Origin of the sequence: Frigoribacterium sp. PvP054 (assembly GCF_040547465.1) — a bacterium.
GTDB lineage: Bacteria > Actinomycetota > Actinomycetes > Actinomycetales > Microbacteriaceae > Frigoribacterium.
In genome coordinates this window covers 1-17,468 of record NZ_JBEPPU010000014.1, presented here as the reverse complement: position 1 = coordinate 17,468, position 17,468 = coordinate 1, and the positions used below count along the sequence as shown (strand labels likewise).

The following is a 17,468-nucleotide window of genomic DNA, read 5'->3' as shown; positions in this document are numbered from 1 at the left end:
GGTCCGTAAAATCACGTGGGTGAGCGTGAACCAGACTGACCCGATGATCGGCCGTCTCATCGAGGGCCGCTACGAGGTCCGTTCACGCATCGCCCGGGGTGGCATGGCCACCGTGTACCTGGCGACCGACCTGCGGCTCGAGCGCCGCGTGGCCATCAAGATCATGCACGGCCACCTCGCCGACGACGCCTCGTTCAAGGAACGCTTCATCCAGGAGGCACGGTCCGCCGCGCGGCTGGCCCACCCGAACGTCGTCAACGTCTTCGACCAGGGCCAGGACGACGACTCGGCCTACCTGGTCATGGAGTACCTGCCGGGGATCACGCTGCGCGAGTTGCTGCAGGACCACAAGGTGCTGACGCCCGAGCAGGCCATGGACATCCTCGAGGCCGTGCTCGCGGGCCTGGCCGCGGCCCACCGGGCGGGCATCGTGCACCGGGACCTGAAACCCGAGAACGTCCTGCTCGCCGACGACGGGCGGATCAAGATCGGCGACTTCGGCCTGGCGCGCGCCGCCACGGCCAACACGGCCACGGGTGCCGCCCTGCTCGGGACCATCGCGTACCTCTCCCCCGAGCTCGTGACCAGGGGCATCGCCGACACCCGCAGCGACATCTACGCGCTCGGCATCATGATGTACGAGATGCTCACGGGCGAGCAGCCGTACAAGGGCGACCAGCCGATGCAGATCGCGTACCAGCACGCGAACGACACCGTCCCGACGCCGAGCACCGCCAACCCCCGCGTGCCGGTCGAGCTGGACGAACTGGTGCTCTGGGCCACGGCACGAGACCCCGAGCAGCGACCACGCGACGCCAGGGCCCTGCTGGACCAGCTCGTCGACGTGCAGCGCGTCCTGGCCGACCCGTCGGGGCCGCCGGTCAACCGCACGATGGTGCTGCCGGCGGCGACGATGACGACGCTCCCCACCGGCCCGACGGGTGAGACGCAGGTCCTGCCGAAGGCTCGTCACCGCACCGGTCCCGTCCAGGCCGAGGCCGTGGACGCGGCGACGACCCTCGGCGACCTCTCCGACCGGCGGCGTCGGCGCGGTCGCGTCCTCATGGCCCTGGTCGTCGTCGTCGCGCTCCTCGCCGGTGGGGTCGGCTGGTGGTTCGGTTCGGGTCCCGGGGCCCAGGCCGCCGTCCCGGACGTGTCGGGCCAGGACCCCTCGGCGGCCTCGGCCGCCCTGACGTCGGCGGGGTTCGTGGTCGCGTCCGAGCCGCAGGCGGACTTCTCGCCGGTGGTGCCCTCCGGCCAGGTCGCCCGCACCGACCCCGACGCCTCCACCCGGGTGCAGAAGGGATCGACGATCACCCTGGTCGTGTCGCAGGGGCCGCGTCAGCTGACGGTGCCGACCGTGGTCGGCGAGACCGAGTCCGCCGCCTCCGACGCGCTCTCGGACTTCACGCTCGAACCGAGCTCGAGCCAGTTCGACGAGGCGGCGGCCGGCACGGTCCTCGCCGTCAGCGGCGTCGACGGCTCCGGCGCCGCGGTCGACCTCGGTTCGGCCGCCCAGTACGGCGAGCAGCAGCCGGTGACCCTCACGGTCTCGCTCGGCCCCGTCCCGGACGTCGCGGGCCTCTCGGTCGCGGATGCCCAGAGCGCCCTCACCGAGGTCCAGCTGACGGGCGTCGAGAGCGGCACCGAGTTCAGCGACGGAGTGGCCTCCGGTGAGGTCATCCGCTACGAGCAGCAGGCCGAGGGGCCTTTGCACCAGGGCGACACCGTGGACCTCGTCGTGTCGAAGGGACCGCCGCCCATCGAGATCCCCGACGTCCGGGGCAAGACGATCGATGCCGCGACGGCGCAGCTCCAGGGACTCGGGTTCCGGGTGAGCTACCCGCGGTGCACCGCGTTCACGTGCGCCTTCTACGACTGGGAGGCGCGCCTCCCCGTCACCGCCAGCGACCCCGCGGCCGGCCTGACGGCCACCAAGGGCGCGACGATCGGCCTCACCTACCGGGTCGAGTGACGCCACCCCTCGCCCGGCCACCCCGGGTGTCGGTCGTGACGAGGGCCCCGTGACCGTCGGTCACGGGGCCCTCGTCACGACGACGACTAGTCGGCGGCGAGTTCTTCCGCCACGAGGAAGGCGAGCTCGAGGGACTGCATGTGGTTCAGACGCGGGTCGCAGAGCGACTCGTACCGCGTGGCGAGCGTCGCCTCGTCGATGTGTTCGGAGCCGCCCAGGCACTCGGTGACGTCGTCCCCGGTCAGTTCGATGTGGATGCCGCCGGGGTGCGTGCCCGCGGCACGGTGGGCCTCGAAGAAGCCCTTCACCTCGTCCATGATTTCTTCGAAGCGGCGGGTCTTGTACCCGGTCGGCGTCGTCAGGCCGTTGCCGTGCATGGGGTCGCTGACCCACAGGGGCGTGGCGTCCGCGCCCTTGATGGCTTCGAGCAGGGGAGGCAGGGCGTCGCGGATCTTGCCGGCACCCATGCGCGTGATGAAGGTGAGGCGTCCGGGCTCGCGCTCGGGGTCGAGCTTGTCGATGAGGCGCAGCATGTCGTCGGGTGTCGTGCTCGGTCCGAGCTTGACGCCGATCGGGTTGCGCACCCGGGACAGGAAGTCGACGTGGGCGCCGTCGAGGTCGCGCGTGCGCTCGCCGATCCAGACGAAGTGCGACGAGAGCACGTACGGCGTGCCCGTCCGCGAGTCGATGCGGGTGAGGGGGCGCTCGTAGTCCATGAGCAGGCCCTCGTGGCTCGTGTAGAACTCGACGCGCTTGAGCTCGTCGAAATCGGCGCCGGCCGCCTCCATGAAGCGGATGGCCTTGTCGATCTCACGGGCGAGGTGCTCGTACTGCGCGTTGGCCGGATTGCTCGCGAAGCCCTTGTTCCAGCTGTGGACCTGGCGGAGGTCGGCGAAGCCGCCCTGCGTGAAGGCGCGGATCAGGTTGATGGTCGAAGCCGAGGTGTGGTAGCCCTTCACGAGCCGCGAGGCGTCCGCACGACGGGACTCGGGTGTGAAGTCGTAGCCGTTCACGATGTCGCCGCGGTACGCGGGCAGCGTGACCCCGTCGCGGGTCTCGGTGTCGCTGGAGCGCGGCTTGGCGAACTGGCCCGCCATGCGACCCATCTTGATGACGGGGACGGACGCACCGTAGGTCAGGACCACCGCCATCTGCAGGATGGTCTTGACCCGGTCGCGGATCTGGTCGGCGGTCGCACCGGCGAAGGTCTCGGCGCAGTCACCGCCCTGGAGCAGGAACGCCTCGCCCCGGGCCGCCGAGGCGAGCCGCTCGCGCAGGGTGTCGACCTCGCCCGCGAAGACGAGCGGCGGCAAGGTGGACAGCTCTGCCGAGGCGGCCTCGACGGCTGCGCCGTCGTGCCAGGTCGGCTGTTGCTTGATGGGGAGCGTGCGCCAATGGTCGAGACCGTCGATCACGTCGGGATCGGTGACGACGAACGGTTCGGTGAGCTGGGCCACGGTCTTCCTTGCCACTTGACGGTCTCGAGGCCGAACGACCTCGACAGGCGAGCCTACCGTGAATGGGTGGGGCGCTTCTCCTTGACGCTGGTCGCGTAGACGTCGCTGTACTGCTGGCCGCTGAGGGCGTTGAGCTCGTACATGATCTCGTCGGTGATGGACCGCAGGATGAACCGGTCGCCCTCCATGCCCTCGAACCGACTGAAGTCGAGCGGCTCTCCGAAGACGATTCCCACCCGGTGCAGACGGGGGATCTTGGTGCCGGTCTTCATGACCTTCTCGGTGCCGATCATGGCCACGGGGACGACGGGGACGTGCCCCTCGAGGATCATCCGGGCCACGCCCGTCCGCCCTCGGTACAACTTGCCGTCGGGACTGCGGGTGCCCTCGGGGTAGATGCCCAGCTGTTCGCCTCGACGGAGCACCGACAGGCCCGTCGCCAACGACGCCTCGGACGCCTTGCCGCCCGAGCGGTCGATCGAGAGCTGGCCGGTGGCCGTGAAGAAGAGACGGATGGCCCAACCCTTCAGTCCCTTGCCGGTGAAGTAGTCGCTCTTGGCCAGGAAGGAGATGCGTCGGTCGAGCGCGAGCGGCAGGAAGATCGAGTCGACGAACGACAGGTGGTTGCTCGCGAAGATCACGGCCCCGGTCTCGGGCACGTGCTCGCGACCGCTGACCCACGGGCGGAAGATCGACAGGACGAGCGGACTCGCGACCATCGTCTTCAGGAACCAGTAGAGCATCGGTGCTCCTCTCGTCGGGGCGTCGGGAGTCTAGCGGTCGGACGCGTGCAGACGGGCGAGGTCGGCCGCCCCGACGACCCCCGCGTCGTTCACGAGTTCGGCGATGACGAACTCGGGCTCGGGGTGGTAGCCCCGTGCCGGGAGGTGCGCCAGGTACGCCGCGCGGACCGGGGCCAGGAGCAGCTCGCCCGATTGGGCCACACCCCCACCGAAGACGAACACCTGCGGATCGAGGATCGCGCTCAGCGAGGCGGCGGCCTGGCCCAGCCAGGTGCCGAGGCGCCGGAGCGCCTCGACGGCGCCCGGGTCGCCGGACTGGAGCAGGAGGCTCACGTCGTGCCCCGAGAGCTGACCGGCCTCGGCCCTGAGGTCGGCGAGGGCTCGGCCGGGACCGCCCTCGTCGGCGACCTCGCCCGCGATGCGCAACAGGGCGCGGCCCGACCCGTACTGCTCGATGCAGCCTCGGGCGCCGCATCCACAGGGCAGGCCGTCGGGGACGATCCGCATGTGGCCGAGCTCTCCGCCCGTGCCGAAGCCCCCGCGCAGGAGGCGGTCCTGGGCCACGATCGCACCCCCGACGCCGGTGCCGATCGTGAGCATGGTCATGTCGCTCGCGAGGCGACCCGCCCCGAAGCGGAACTCGGCCCATCCGGCGGCGTTCGCGTCGTTGTCGATCGTGATGTGCAGGTCGAGGCGCTCGGAGAGCCGCGTCCGGAGCGGCTCGTTCCGCCACGCGATGTTCGGGGTGTAGTAGACCGTGGACTGGGCGGCGTCGATGAAGCCGGGGGCGGCGACGCCCGCGGCGACGACGTCGGGATGGCGCGCCTGCAGCGAGGTGATCATGTCGACGACGGCGTCGACGATGCCTCCGGCGTCGCCGGCCGGGGTCGCGACGCGCTCCTCGTCGACGATCTCGCCGAACTCGGTGACCACTCCGCCCGCGATCTTCGTCCCGCCGATGTCGATTCCGATTGCCTGCACGAGGAGCGAGTCTATCCTCGACGACCCTCCACCTCCGGCAGCGCCTCCGGCGAGGTCACGTTAGGGTTGACGGACCATCGTTCGGTACCGAAGGAGCTGCCGTGAACGAACACACCGTCCCACCCGCCGTCCCCGCCGACCCGACCGCCAACGCGACCGACCTGTTGCTCGCGCGGGCCGCGGCCACGCCCGACGAGCCGCTCTTCTCGGTGCCCGACGGCACGGGCGGATGGCGCGACATCACGGCCGCCGGGTTCCTCACGCAGGTGCGCGCGCTGGCCAAGGGGTTCGTCGCTGCGGGCGTCGAACCCGGCGACAAGATCGGCCTCATGTGCCGCACCCGGTACGAATGGACCCTGATCGACTTCGCGGCCTGGTTCGCCGGCGCCCTGCTGGTCCCCGTCTACGAGACCTCCTCCCCCGCGCAGGTGCAGTGGAACCTCAGCGACTCCGGGGCCGTCGCCGTCATCGTCGAGACCGCGGACCACTTCTCGCGGTTCGACGAGGTGCACCCCGAACTGCCCGGCGTGACGCGTGTCTGGCAGGTCGACCTCGGTGACCTCGACAAGCTCTCCGCCTCGGGGGTCGACGTGTCGGACGCCGAGCTCGAACGCCGTCGCAGCCTCGCGGTCGGTGACGACGTGGCCACCATCATCTACACCTCCGGGACCACCGGGCGACCCAAGGGCTGCCTCCTGACCCACGCCAACTTCGTCGAGACCAGCCGCAACGCCGCCGTCGCCATGGGTGACGTCGTCGCACCCGGGTCGTCGACCCTCCTGTTCGTCACGACCGCGCACGTCTTCGCCCGCTTCATCGCGGTCATGTCGGTCCACGCCGGCGTCAAGGTCGGCCACCAGGCCGACACGAAGCAGTTGCTGCCGTCACTGGCGTCGTTCAAGCCAAGCTTCCTGCTCGCGGTCCCCCGCGTGTTCGAGAAGGTCTACAACTCGGCCGAGCAGAAGGCCGAGGCCGGGGGCAAGGGCGGCATCTTCCGTCAGGCCGTCGCCGTGGCCATCGCGCACAGTCGCGCCCTCGACGAGGGGTCCGTGCCCCTCGGGCTCAGGCTGCGCTTCGCCCTGTTCGACCGACTCGTGTACTCCAAGCTCAAGAAGGCCATGGGCGGCAACATCCGGTACGCCGTCTCGGGCTCGGCCCCGCTCGGCACACGGCTCGGCCACTTCTTCCGCAGCCTCGACATCCGCATCCTCGAGGGGTACGGGCTCACCGAGACCACGGCACCCGCATCGGTCAACCTGGTCTCGAAGTTCAAGATCGGCACCGTCGGCCCGGCCCTCCCCGGCGTGGGCATCAGGATCGCCGACGACGGAGAAGTCCTCGTCAAGGGCGTCAACGTCTTCGCCGGCTACTGGAAGGCCGACGAGGCCACCGCCGAGGTCATGGACGACGGGTGGTTCCGCACGGGCGACCTCGGCGCGCTGGACGCCGACGGCTACCTCACCATCACCGGTCGCAAGAAGGAGATCATCGTCACGGCCGGCGGCAAGAACGTCGCCCCCGCCGCCCTCGAGGACCCCATCCGGGCCAACCCGCTGGTGGGACAGGTCGTCGTGGTGGGTGACCAGCGGCCGTTCGTCGCGGCCCTCGTCACCCTCGACACCGAGATGTTGCCGGTGTGGTTGAACAACGCGGGTGAGGCGGCCGACATGCCGCTGGCCGAGGCCGCCTCGCACCCGAAGGTGCGCGCCGAGATCCAGCGGGCCGTCGACGCGGCCAACGCCTCGGTCTCACGGGCCGAGTCCATCCGCAAGTTCGAGATCCTGCCCGTCGAGCTCACCGAGGCCGGTGGCCACCTGACGCCCAAGATGAGCGTCAAGCGTGCCGTGGTGCTCGAGGACTTCGCCCAGCAGGTCGCGGACATCTACACGGCGAACCCCGACACGGAGTCCGTCCGCACGGTCACGACCAGGGGACGCTGATCACGCCTTCCACCAGTCGGCGGCACGGATCTCGCGCATGGCCTCACGCTTCGTCTCGGGCTCGAGGGTGAGCACGTAGAGCGTGCCGTCGAGGTGGTCGGTCTCGTGCTGCAGGGCCTGGGCCATGAGCCCCGTGCCCTCGAGCACGACCTTCCGCCCCTCGAGGTCGACGCCTTCGACCCGGGCGTACTCGTACCGCGGGGTGGGGAACCAGAACCCGGGCACCGAGAGGCACCCCTCGTCGACGAGCGTCCTCGCACCGGACACCTCGACCACCACGGGGTTCAACACGTACCCCACCTGTCCGTCGACGTTGTAGCTGAAGGCGCGCAGGGACACCCCGATCTGCGCGGCGGCCACGCCCGCGCGGCCGGGTTCACGCACCGTGTCGAGCAGGTCCTCGACGAGGGACGCGAGACGCGGATCGCCGACGGTGACCGGGTCGGATGCCGATCGAAGGACGGGATCGCCGAACAGGCGGATGGGTCTCACGCTCACGGCGCGCCTCCTGGGGTGTGTCTGGTGGTGGACGGTGGTGGCGGCTCGGGGGTGGGTGCGTGGTGGCGCGGCCGCAGGATCGAGCGCGGGGCGACGAGTCGGGGTTCGTCGCACGCCGCGTCGACGTGGCTGTTGGGTGATTCAACAGTAGTGAAGGTATCGTCTGTGTCGTGCATGTACTCAGCGTCAGCTCTCTCAAAGGGGGCGTCGGCAAGACGACGGTGACGCTCGGACTCACGTCGGCCGCCTTCGCCAAAGGTCTGCGGACCCTCGTCGTCGACCTCGACCCGCAATCCGACGTCTCGACCGGACTCGACATCACGGTCTCCGGTCACCTCAACGTCGCCGACGTCCTGGCATCGCCGAAAGAGAAGACGGTCCGGGCCGCCATCGCCCCGAGCGGCTGGACGAAGGGCCGCCAGGGCACGGTCGACGTCATGATCGGCAGCCCGTCGGCCATCAACTTCGACGGCCCGCACCCCTCGATCCGCGACATCTGGAAGCTCGAGGAGGCCCTCGCGAACGTCGAGGCCGACTACGACCTCGTGCTGATCGACTGTGCCCCGTCGCTCAACGCCCTCACCCGCACGGCCTGGGCCGCGTCCGACCGCGTCACGGTCGTCACCGAGCCGGGCCTGTTCAGCGTGGCCGCGGCCGACCGGGCCCTGCGGGCGATCGAGGAGATCCGTCGGGGACTGTCACCGCGCCTCCAACCCCTCGGCATCATCGTCAACCGCGCTCGGGTGCAGTCGCTCGAGCACCAGTTCCGCATCAAGGAACTCCGCGACATGTTCGGCCCCCTCGTGCTGTCGCCCCAGCTGCCCGAGCGCACGTCGCTGCAGCAGGCCCAGGGAGCAGCCAAGCCGTTGCACGCCTGGCCGGGCGAGAGCGCACAAGAGATGGCTCGCAACTTCGACCAACTGCTCGAGCGCATCATGCGGACGGCGAAGATCGGCGACTACGCCGAACCCGCCACACGCTGAGTGCGGGCCCCCAGGGCCCCACGACGAAGGCCCCGCACGATCTCGTGCGGGGCCTTCGTCGTGGGGACCGCGAGGAGCGGTGCCCGAGGGGTCAGCTGGCGCGCGTGCCGCGGCGGGCGGCGAGTTCGTCGGAGGGGTCGGCGGCCGGCGTGCTGTCGATCTCGACGAGGCTCGACTCGACCTCACGGAGGACCTTGCCGACGGCGATGCCGAAGACGCCCTGGCCGCGACTCACGAGGTCGATGACCTCGTCGTCCGAGGTGCAGAGGTACACGCTGGCTCCGTCGCTCATCAGCGTCGTCTGGGCGAGGTCGTTGACGCCGGCCTCGCGCAACTGGTTGACCGCCGTGCGGATCTGCTGCAACGAGATGCCTGTGTCGAGGAGGCGCTTGACCAGTTTGAGGACGAGGATGTCGCGGAATCCGTACAGACGCTGCGAGCCCGAACCGGCAGCGCCGCGGATGGTCGGCTCGACCAGTTCGGTGCGGGCCCAGTAGTCGAGCTGGCGGTAACTGATGCCGGCGGCCTTGGCCGCGACGGTGCCGCGGTAGCCGCTGTCGGCGTCGTGTTCGGGCAGGCCGTCGGTGAAGAGCAGGCCCAGCTCGTAGCGGGATTCCTCGGGGGAACCTGACTCACTCATGCTGTTGCCTTCCACGTTCTTCTTCCGGAGCTCAACGTTCAACATCGGGTTGATGGTTGTACACGACTCACGGTACCCACAACGGGGAGCTGCCTGGGCGACATCCGCTCCGACGGGTCGGCGTGTCGAGGATATTCGCCCGGAGCGCGGCCGTCTAGGCGTCGAGGCGGCCCAGCGCCGACCGGACGAGCCCCGATCGGACCACGTCCACCTGCGCCGCCAGCTCTCGCGAGAGCTCGGCGACCCGGGCGCGCGAGGCGGCGTCGTGTCTGCGCGCGAGCGGAGCGAGGGCCGTCTCGATGAGCCCGAGCTCGCGATCGACGGACGCGCGGACCGGGCGCAGGTGCCGCGGCTCGATGCCCGACTTGGCGAGCTCGACCAGGGCCGAGAGGACCGCGACCGAGTCGTCGCCGTACCGGTCGGTGGCCGGGAGCAGCGAGGCCGACACGGCCTCGTCGAGCAGGCCGGCCGAGGCGCCGGCCTCGCGCAGGAGGTCGTCGCGGCCCAGGCGCCGGCCGTGCGTGACGATCGAGACGGGTGCGGCACCGGACGGCAGCGACGACGGGCGGCCGGCGTCGAGGTCGGCCAGGTGCTGACGGATCACCTTGAGGGGCAGGTAGTGGTCGCGCTGCAGGCCCAGGATGAAGCGGAGACGTTCGACGTCGGCCGGGGAGAACTTACGGTAGCCCGACGGGGTGCGCACCGGGGTGACCAGTTCACGCTCTTCGAGGAAGCGCAGCTTGCTGTTCGACAGGTCGGGGAACTCGGGCTTGAGCCGCGAGAGGACCTGCCCGATCGTCAACAGGTCGGACGGCCCGGTCTGCGACGACCGGGCGACGGCGGTGCGGGGCACGACTACTTGATCGCCAGGTTCGCGAGGTCGACCCGCGATGCGTAGAACGTCAGGCGGAACTTGCCGACCTGGACCTCGGCCCCGTCGGCGAGACGGGCCTCGTCGATGCGGACGCCGTCGAAGTAGGTGCCGTTGAGCGACCCGAGGTCGCGCACGCTGAAGGAGGTGCCCTCGCGTCGGAACTCGGCGTGCTTGCGGCTGACCGTGACGTCGTCGAGGAAGATGCCGGCGTCCGGGTGACGACCGGCGACGGTGACGTCGGAGTCGAGGAGGAAACGCGCCCCGATGTTCGGACCACGACGGACCACGAGCAGCGCGGAGCCCGAGGGCAGTGCGGCGACGGCGTCACGCTCGTCGGTGGACACGCCGCCCTCGAGAGCGGCCAGTTGCGCCTGGAACTCTTCGTTGAAGCTGAGGGTCGTGTCGACCTCGCGAGGGGCGCCGGGAGCGCGGTCCTGCTCGCCGGGTGCCGGGTTGGCGGGCTGTGCCATCGTGGACCTCCTTTGGCGTCCCAGCGTATCGGAACTCCGAGGCTCGTCGGGAACGGATTTCGCGATCCGACCGCCCGACCCTGGTGCGCCAGGAGGCGAGGGAGTCTCGGCTTCTCTCACCGCGCCTCCACATGCGACTCCCGACCGCTTCGAGGCCGCGTCATAGGGATCTCTTGGGGTGACCTCGTTCCATTGACCCATCGTCACCACCACCGCCACAGGAGGCACACCATGAACGACCGAGACGGCGACGCCACGACCGGCACCCCGAACGACGCGACGCCCGCGACCCCCGCGGCGTCGACCCCCGAGCAGCCCGCCGAGGCGCGGACGCTCCCCCACGTCTCCGGCTCGTCCGACGCACGATACGTGTCGGCCGCGCCGACCTGGATGGCGGGCGACGACTCCCACCAGGCCTACGACGCGGCGCGCCCCACGCCGCCGTCGGCCGGCGCCGGCGCGGACGGCACGGTGCCCCCGGCATTCGGCGGCCCGACCCGACCACGCCGGTCGAAGAAGTGGCTCGCACTGACCGGGGCCGCCGCCGCGGTCGTCATCGTCGCGGGTGCGGCCGGCGGCGGTGCCTACGCCGCGGGCCGGACGGCCGGTGTCGCCGCGGCCCAGGCGGCGAGCGAACGCCAGGCCCTCGAACTGCTGCCCCAGCTCACGCAGCCGGGCAGCGGGTCGGACGGCTCGACCTCGCCGTTCGGCGGATCGACGCAGCAGGGCGGTTCGTCGCAGGGCGGTTCGTCCTCCCAGGGCTCGTCCGCCCAGACCAGCGCCACCGCCGCGACCGACGACGAGAAGGCCGGCGTCGTGACCATCGTCTCGACCCTGAACTACGACGCCTCGTACAAGTCGGCGGGCACGGGCATGATCCTGACCTCCGGTGGACTCGTCCTGACCAACAACCACGTGGTCCAGGGCGCCACCAGCATCCAGGTGACCGTCGAGTCGACGGGGAAGACCTACACGGCCGACGTCGTGGGCACCGACGCGACCAACGACGTGGCCGTGCTGAAGCTGCAGGACGCGTCGGGCCTCGACCCGGTGAGCTTCGACTCGTCGGGCGACGTGGCCACGGGGGACGCCGTCCACTCGACGGGCAACGCCGAGGGCACGGGTGAGCTGGTGACCGCCGAGGGCACCGTGCTGGCGACGGACCAGGCGATCACCGTGCAGAGCGAGTCCGGCTCGGGCACCGAGTCGCTCTCGGGCCTGATCGAGGTCGACGCGGACGTGGTCTCGGGCGACTCGGGTGGTCCGCTGCGCGACGCCGACGGCGACGTCGTGGGCATCGTGACCGCGGCGTCCCAGGGCTCGTCGACCATCACCGGGTACGCCATCCCGATCGACCACGCCCTGGCGATCGCCAAGCAGATCGAGTCGGGCACGGGCAGCTCGACCGTCCAGATCGGCCTGCCCGCCTTCCTCGGCGCGCAGATCTCGAGCACGGCCGGCGGCACCTCGGGCGGCGTCACGATCGCGGGCACCGTCGAGGGAAGCGCGGCGGCGTCGGCCGGCCTCGTCGCGGGCGACGTCATCACGGCGGTCGACGGGACCTCCGTCGCCGACGCGTCCGCCCTCACGGCGGCGATCACGGCACACGAGTCGGGCGACCAGGTCTCGGTGACCTGGACCGACGCCGCCGGAGCCTCGCACTCCGCGACCGTGACGCTGGGCGACGGCCCCGCCGCCTGACCCCGCGACCGTGAGCCCACGACGGCCCGCTCCGCCCCCGGCGGAGCGGGCCGTCAGGCGTGTCAGTCCAGGCCGACGGTGCGGCGGAACGCCCCGGGGCGCAGGACGACCGCTCCCTCGGCGCGGACCGAGTCGGCCAGTGCGCGGTCCGCGGTCACGACGACGACGCGGACAGCGGAGCCCTCGACCGACCGGAGTCCTCGCACCCGGGCCACGACGGCCGAGTCGCCGTCCGTCTCGGCACGGACGACGGTCAGGGCCTCGAACGCGTCGGCGACGGCGCGGGCCTCACCCTCGACGACGGCGGTCACCGTCGGCCATCGCCAGGTCGGCGCCCCCGGGGGCTCGGTGGCCGAGTCGTCCGCGAAGGCCCCGACGTCGCCGGGAGCGATCGTCGCCGGTGCGGTCGTGCCGGCCACGGGAAGACCGTCACCGTCCGGGCTCAACGAGGACGCGGCGAACCCGGCCGCGGCGCTGCGGGACAGGGCGGCGAGCAGGCGTTCGGTGGCGCCGACGCGATCGCGCCACCACCCGTCGGGCCGGGAGCCCAGGACGTTGGCGACGTCCACGACCACGTGGACCTCGCTCGCGAGTTCCTCACGCAACCTCGGCCAGGACGCCGCGAACCCCGGGTGCAACGGAAGGCCGGCGACGTCGTCGGTGGGCACCCAGCCGAGGGCGATGCTCTCGGGGTCCGAGACCACGGGCTCGAAGGACCGGAGTGCCCGGGCGACCACGGTGGTGTACGACCAGAATCCGAGGTCGAGCTCGGACGAGAAGAGCAGACGGAGGGCGTCGCCCGGGACGGCGGCCTCTTCACCGCTCTCGCGGAGGGCCCCCTCGACGGCGGTCTCATCGTGGTGACGCGCGCCGCCCGGCAGGCCCCAGGTGCCGCCGAAGTGGCTCCAGTCGGCCCGGTGCTGCAGCAGCACCCGGCCGTCGGCGTCGACGACGAGCAGGCCCGCCGCTCCGGCGCGACCCCAGAACCGTCGCCCGTCGGGGGCCTCGACCCAGCCGTCAGCGGGCTCGTGCGTGTTCACACGGTCGAGCTTGCCACAGCGACCAGGAGGCGGTGCTCGCGAGAGACGGCGCCGGTCCCGTCGGGCGGTCCGACGGGCGTGACCCGACCCAACCGATGCACCGGCGCGCTCCGAAGGAACACCTGGGACCGGCCCGGAACCCGATGCCGGGCCGGTCCTGCACCTCTCCGGGGCCGGGGACCCGTCCGTGACCGACACCGCGCCTCCCGGGTCCGCCCCGACGGGACCTAGGGCTGCTGGACGGAGAAGACGTTGCCGGCCGGGTCGGTGAACCAGGCGATGTCGGGCCCCATGCCGACGTTCCGCCCACGCATCACGCCCCGTTCGTCGGAGTGGCCACCGTGGTGCTCGGGCTCGAGGCCGAGCCCGGCCAGGTCGTCGAGGGCCGCGTCGAGGTCGTCGACGACGAGGTTCAGCACGGTGTACGACGCGGGCACGTGATCCGGCTTGCCGTAGACGAACACCCACGCCGCGCCTCCCGGCAGACGGAGGCGGACCATCTGATCCTCGACGACGGTCTCGGTCTCGAGACCGAGGACGTCACGGTAGAACGAGACGGCCGCGGCCACGTCGTCGACGCTGAAGCCGGAGTAGCCGGACTGCGGACGGAACACGGGTGCCCCTCTCTCGGACGGGGACGGCCGACCGACGCCGACGTCACGCCCAGCGTGCACCCTGCGCGGCTCGCACACCAGCCCCCGTCAGACGAAGCGGATGGCCTGCTGCAGCCGGGCCCGGACCTCGAAGACGTCGGAGATGCTCGTCCGGTCGCCGAGCTCCGGACCGTGGCGGAGCACCTGCGGCAGCAACGAGCGGCGGAGCACCCAGGTGCCCCCGGCCCGGCGTCCGACCTTCTCGAGGGCGGGCCCGAAGTCGTCGTCGGGCACGACGATCAACTGCGCCGTGAACGAGACGCGGGTCTCCCGGCGGACGGCACGCGCCTGACGGGTGAGGTCGCGGACGGGCTCCTCGTCGTCGGGGATGCCCCGTCCGACGAGCTCGCCCCGGGACACCTGCACCTCGCTGCCCCAGTCGGAGGACTGGATCGCGAACAGCCCCGACGGGCCGAGCACGACGTGGTCGAGCTTGCCCTCGGCGCCCGCGTCGACGTCGCTCCAGATGGTGAACCCGATGCCGAGCTCGGTGACGGCGGCCACGGTAGCCTCCTCGGCCATCGCGTCGGCCAGGACGTGACGGATCTCGGGAGGCGCGCTGCGGACGAGGCGCTCGTCGTACGGGTCGTCGAGGGGCACGCCACGACCGACCCACTCGCGCATGAGGCCGAGGTACCGCTCGCGGTTCGCCCCACCCGGGTGCCCGTGGACCCGGGCCCTGGGCTTGGAGTCGGTGCGGGCCGTCTCGCGGGGTGGCGGCGACCACCCGGGGGCGCTCGACCCCGCCGAGCGCGCGCTGCCCGTCGCCGAGGTGCTGCGCGAGCCCGACCCCCGGTCGTAGGCGGCTCGGGCCTCGGGCGTACCGACCTGTTGCCAGGCGTGCTGCAGGTCTCGGAACGCCTGGGCCGTGCCGCCGAGGTCGGGGTGGGTCTGGCGGGCCAGGCGCCGGTAGGCCCGGCGCAGGTCGTCGGTCGACGCCGTCGACGGCACGCCGAGCACCTCGTAGGGCGTGGCGGAGGCGGGGCTGGGCGTCACGACGGCGACCTTACCGAACGCCCGCTGGACGACCGGTCGACGCCCGGGCGCCGGACGGACCGGTGGTTCACCGCGTCGGGCTGGCCGCCGGTCGCGCGGAGGTGGCCCGGCGGACGGACCGGGCGACCCGCCAGGCGCGCCACCGCAGGCGCGCCCGTCGGACGAGGCGTCGGACCCACTGCGTGATGCGGTGCGCCGCCGGGAACTCGGTGCCCAGCAGGGCGACCCCGAGGAAGACGACGAGCCAGCCCGGCCCGGGCAGCGGCACGAGGATCAGCCCCGCCACGACCACGAGGCCCCCGACCACCCCGACCCCGACCTTGTAGAGCAGGCGGAGCCGAGGCCGCGAGTCGAGTCGCAGGCGCATGCGGGCGTGGCCGTCGCGCCAGGCCTGCCGCCGTCGTCCCCGACGCGGGGCGTGGTCGTGCGGGGTCACCGGTGGGACGCCGTCCGGGCTCTCGGGCTGCTCGGTCATGACGGCGACGCTAGGGGGCGTTCCTGTGAGCAGCACGGCGGTGGAGGGGGTAGCCAGGGAACATGGACTACACACACCTCGGACGCACAGGGTTGTCCGTCTCACGGGCCGTGCTCGGCACGATGAACTTCGGGCCGCAGACGACGGAGGACGACTCCCACGCGATCATGGACCGAGCCCACGAGCTCGGCGTCAACTTCTTCGACACGGCGAACGTCTACGGCTGGGAGAAGGGCGAAGGCATCACCGAGCAGATCATCGGCCGGTGGTTCGCCCGCGGCGGTGGGCGACGCGAGAAGACCGTCCTCGCCACCAAGCTCTACGGCGACATGGGCGACTGGCCGAACGACGGCAAGCTCAGCGCGCTGAACATCCGTCGCGCCCTCGACGCGAGCCTCTCGCGCCTGCAGACGGACCACGTCGACCTCTACCAGTTCCACCACGTCGACCGTGAGACGCCGTGGGACGAGATCTGGCAGGCGATGGAGGTCGCCGTGCAGCAGGGCAAGGTCTTGTACGTCGGCAGCAGCAACTTCGCCGGGTGGCACATCGCCCAGGCCCAGGAGGCCGCGAAGGCCCGACACTTCACGGGCCTGGTGAGCGAACAGTCGATCTACAACCTCATCGTGCGCGACGTCGAGCGGGAGACCCTTCCCGCCGCCCGTCACTACGGACTGGGCATGATCCCGTGGTCGCCGCTCAACGGCGGACTGCTGGGTGGAGTCATCGAGAAGACCGAGGAGGGCTCGCGTCGTCTCGAGGGCCGCAGCGCGGACTACGTGGCCGCCCACCGGGACCAGCTCGAGGCCTACGAGGGCTTCGCCCGCGAACTCGGGCACGCTCCGGGCGAGGTCGCCCTCGCGTGGCTGCTGCACCAGCCGGGCGTCACCGGGCCGATCACCGGCCCGCGGACCATGGCACAACTGGAGTCGGCGGTTGCCGCCGTCGACGTCGAGCTGGACGAGGCCGCGCTGGCGCGGCTGGACGAGATCTTCCCCGGGCACGACACGTCGCCCGAGGACTACGCGTGGTGAACCGGAGGACGACATGAAGACCAGGACAATCGGAGACGTGACGGTCAGTGCCATCGGCCTGGGCGGCATGCCCCTGTCGATCGAGGGCCGACCCGACGAGAAACAGGGCATCGCGACGATCCACGCCGCTCTCGAACAGGGCATCACCCTGATCGACACGGCCGACGCCTACCATCAGGCCGGCAAGGACGAGATCGGGCACAACGAGTTGCTCATCGCGAAGGCGCTCAAGAGCTACCACGCCGACACCGACCAGGTGCTCGTGGCGACCAAGGGCGGTCACCTGCGCCCCGAGGCCGGAGCATGGGCCCAGAACGGCGACCCGTCGTACCTCAAGGAGGCCGCGAAGGCCTCGGCCAAGCGCCTCGGCGTCGAGACGATCGGGCTGTACCAGTTCCACCGACCGGACCCCGCCGTCCCCTACGCCGACTCGATCGGCGCACTCGCCGAGCTGCTCGACGAAGGCGTGATCCGCATGGCGGGCATCTCGAACGCGACGCCCGACCAGATCCGCGAGGCGAACGACGTCCTCGACGACCGGCTCGTCTCGGTGCAGAACCAGTACTCGCCGGCCTTCCGGACGAGCGAGGCCGAGCTCGTGCTGTGCGACGAGATGGGCATCGCGTTCTTGCCGTGGAGTCCGCTCGGCGGCATCACGAACGCCGGTGAGCTGGGCGCCAAGCACGCGGTCTTCGCCGAGATCGCCAACGCCCGGCGGGTGACCCCGCAGGTGCTGACCCTCGCCTGGGAGCTGGCGAAGTCCGAACTCGTGATCCCCATCCCGGGGTCGACCCGGCCGCAGACGATCATGAACTCCGCGACCGCCACGTCGATCAAGCTCTCGGCCGACGAGATCCAGCGACTCGACGCCGCCTGACCCACCCCGCGGTGGGCCCCCCCCCCCCCGGGGGGGGGGCCCCCCCCCCCCCCCCCCCCCCCCCCGGCGGCCCCCCCGCCCCCCCCCCCAACCCCCCCCCCCCCCCCCCCAACCGCCCCCGTCCCGCCGTT

General features: G+C 71.5%; 17 protein-coding genes. 6 read left to right on the top strand and 11 right to left on the bottom strand.

The features are described 5' to 3' along the window. Positions 1–43: 43 nt before the first annotated feature. Positions 44–1,975 (top strand): Stk1 family PASTA domain-containing Ser/Thr kinase, encoded by a 1,932-nt coding sequence (gene pknB, locus ABID81_RS14070; RefSeq protein WP_488628706.1) that lies wholly within the window; start codon positions 44–46, stop codon positions 1,973–1,975. Positions 1,976–2,061: 86 nt separating this feature from the next. Here pknB and ABID81_RS14065 read toward each other — a convergent pair whose 3' ends face one another. The 3 genes from ABID81_RS14065 to ABID81_RS14055 form a co-directional block, all read right to left on the bottom strand. Next, a complete protein-coding gene (locus ABID81_RS14065) occupies positions 2,062–3,390 on the bottom strand; it encodes a class II 3-deoxy-7-phosphoheptulonate synthase (protein ID WP_354595441.1) in 1,329 nt (442 codons plus the stop codon). A gap of 95 nt (positions 3,391–3,485) precedes the next feature. Further along, the gene (locus ABID81_RS14060) at positions 3,486–4,175 is read right to left on the bottom strand and encodes a lysophospholipid acyltransferase family protein (RefSeq protein WP_354595408.1); all 690 of its coding nucleotides are present in this window, start codon (positions 4,173–4,175) and stop codon (positions 3,486–3,488) included. Between the two features lie 30 nt (positions 4,176–4,205). Next, positions 4,206–5,156 (bottom strand): ROK family glucokinase, encoded by a 951-nt coding sequence (locus ABID81_RS14055; RefSeq protein WP_354595407.1) that lies wholly within the window; start codon positions 5,154–5,156, stop codon positions 4,206–4,208. Between the two features lie 101 nt (positions 5,157–5,257). On the opposite strand from ABID81_RS14055, the gene ABID81_RS14050 reads away from it, so the two are divergent. Then, entirely contained in the window at positions 5,258–7,096 is a 1,839-nt protein-coding gene (locus ABID81_RS14050) for an AMP-dependent synthetase/ligase (RefSeq protein WP_354595406.1), read from the top strand. Here ABID81_RS14050 and ABID81_RS14045 read toward each other — a convergent pair whose 3' ends face one another. After that, on the bottom strand, positions 7,097–7,594 hold the full coding sequence (locus ABID81_RS14045; RefSeq protein WP_354595405.1) for a peptide deformylase: 498 nt from the start codon (positions 7,592–7,594) through the stop codon (positions 7,097–7,099). 170 nt (positions 7,595–7,764) lie between these two features. Here ABID81_RS14045 and ABID81_RS14040 point away from each other — a divergent pair, with 170 nt between their 5' ends. Continuing rightward, a complete protein-coding gene (locus ABID81_RS14040) occupies positions 7,765–8,577 on the top strand; it encodes a ParA family protein (RefSeq protein WP_354595404.1) in 813 nt (270 codons plus the stop codon). Positions 8,578–8,668: 91 nt separating this feature from the next. Here ABID81_RS14040 and ABID81_RS14035 read toward each other — a convergent pair whose 3' ends face one another. From ABID81_RS14035 to ABID81_RS14025, 3 genes are all read right to left on the bottom strand, one after another. Continuing rightward, a complete protein-coding gene (locus tag ABID81_RS14035; RefSeq protein WP_043595057.1) occupies positions 8,669–9,217 on the bottom strand; it encodes a MerR family transcriptional regulator in 549 nt (182 codons plus the stop codon). Between the two features lie 154 nt (positions 9,218–9,371). Continuing rightward, entirely contained in the window at positions 9,372–10,070 is a 699-nt protein-coding gene (gene ftsR, locus ABID81_RS14030; protein ID WP_354595403.1) for a transcriptional regulator FtsR, read from the bottom strand. A gap of 2 nt (positions 10,071–10,072) precedes the next feature. Further along, complete coding sequence (locus ABID81_RS14025; protein ID WP_354595402.1) at positions 10,073–10,561, bottom strand: FHA domain-containing protein; 489 nt, start codon at positions 10,559–10,561, stop codon at positions 10,073–10,075. 231 nt (positions 10,562–10,792) lie between these two features. On the opposite strand from ABID81_RS14025, the gene ABID81_RS14020 reads away from it, so the two are divergent. Beyond that, positions 10,793–12,262, top strand: a complete 1,470-nt coding sequence (locus ABID81_RS14020; RefSeq protein ID WP_354595401.1) for a S1C family serine protease — start codon at positions 10,793–10,795, stop codon at positions 12,260–12,262. Positions 12,263–12,324: 62 nt separating this feature from the next. Here the strand turns inward: ABID81_RS14020 and ABID81_RS14015 are convergent, their stop codons facing one another. The 4 genes from ABID81_RS14015 to ABID81_RS14000 form a co-directional block, all read right to left on the bottom strand. Next, positions 12,325–13,302 carry an NUDIX domain-containing protein gene (locus ABID81_RS14015; RefSeq protein WP_354595400.1) on the bottom strand — a complete coding sequence of 326 codons (978 nt, stop codon included), beginning with the start codon at positions 13,300–13,302 and terminating at the stop codon, positions 12,325–12,327. A 227-nt stretch (positions 13,303–13,529) separates the two neighbouring features. Then, positions 13,530–13,916, bottom strand: a complete 387-nt coding sequence (locus tag ABID81_RS14010; RefSeq protein WP_354595399.1) for a VOC family protein — start codon at positions 13,914–13,916, stop codon at positions 13,530–13,532. Positions 13,917–14,003: 87 nt separating this feature from the next. Continuing rightward, positions 14,004–14,951: a DnaJ domain-containing protein gene (locus ABID81_RS14005; RefSeq protein ID WP_354595398.1), complete on the bottom strand. Its 948-nt coding sequence runs from the start codon at positions 14,949–14,951 to the stop codon at positions 14,004–14,006. A gap of 67 nt (positions 14,952–15,018) precedes the next feature. Continuing rightward, the gene (locus tag ABID81_RS14000; protein WP_354595397.1) at positions 15,019–15,426 is read right to left on the bottom strand and encodes a TIGR02611 family protein; all 408 of its coding nucleotides are present in this window, start codon (positions 15,424–15,426) and stop codon (positions 15,019–15,021) included. 62 nt (positions 15,427–15,488) lie between these two features. On the opposite strand from ABID81_RS14000, the gene ABID81_RS13995 reads away from it, so the two are divergent. Together ABID81_RS13995 and ABID81_RS13990 are read left to right on the top strand one after the other, a co-directional pair. Continuing rightward, positions 15,489–16,460: an aldo/keto reductase gene (locus ABID81_RS13995; protein WP_354595396.1), complete on the top strand. Its 972-nt coding sequence runs from the start codon at positions 15,489–15,491 to the stop codon at positions 16,458–16,460. 13 nt (positions 16,461–16,473) lie between these two features. Continuing rightward, the gene (locus ABID81_RS13990) at positions 16,474–17,337 is read left to right on the top strand and encodes an aldo/keto reductase (RefSeq protein WP_354595395.1); all 864 of its coding nucleotides are present in this window, start codon (positions 16,474–16,476) and stop codon (positions 17,335–17,337) included. Positions 17,338–17,468 lie beyond the last annotated feature (131 nt).

Bases quoted from the DNA above. Each gene is read 5' to 3' on its own strand.
- pknB (WP_488628706.1), top strand. From the start codon at position 44: ATGATCGGCCGTCTCATCGAGGGCCGCTACGAGGTCCGTTCACGCATC.
- ABID81_RS14025 (WP_354595402.1), bottom strand. From the start codon at position 10,561: ATGGCACAGCCCGCCAACCCGGCACCCGGCGAGCAGGACCGCGCTCCC.
- ABID81_RS14020 (WP_354595401.1), top strand. From the start codon at position 10,793: ATGAACGACCGAGACGGCGACGCCACGACCGGCACCCCGAACGACGCG.
- ABID81_RS13990 (WP_354595395.1), top strand. From the start codon at position 16,474: ATGAAGACCAGGACAATCGGAGACGTGACGGTCAGTGCCATCGGCCTG.
- ABID81_RS14035 (WP_043595057.1), bottom strand. From the start codon at position 9,217: ATGAGTGAGTCAGGTTCCCCCGAGGAATCCCGCTACGAGCTGGGCCTG.
- ABID81_RS13995 (WP_354595396.1), top strand. From the start codon at position 15,489: ATGGACTACACACACCTCGGACGCACAGGGTTGTCCGTCTCACGGGCC.
- ABID81_RS14000 (WP_354595397.1), bottom strand. From the start codon at position 15,426: ATGACCGAGCAGCCCGAGAGCCCGGACGGCGTCCCACCGGTGACCCCG.
- ABID81_RS14060 (WP_354595408.1), bottom strand. From the start codon at position 4,175: ATGCTCTACTGGTTCCTGAAGACGATGGTCGCGAGTCCGCTCGTCCTG.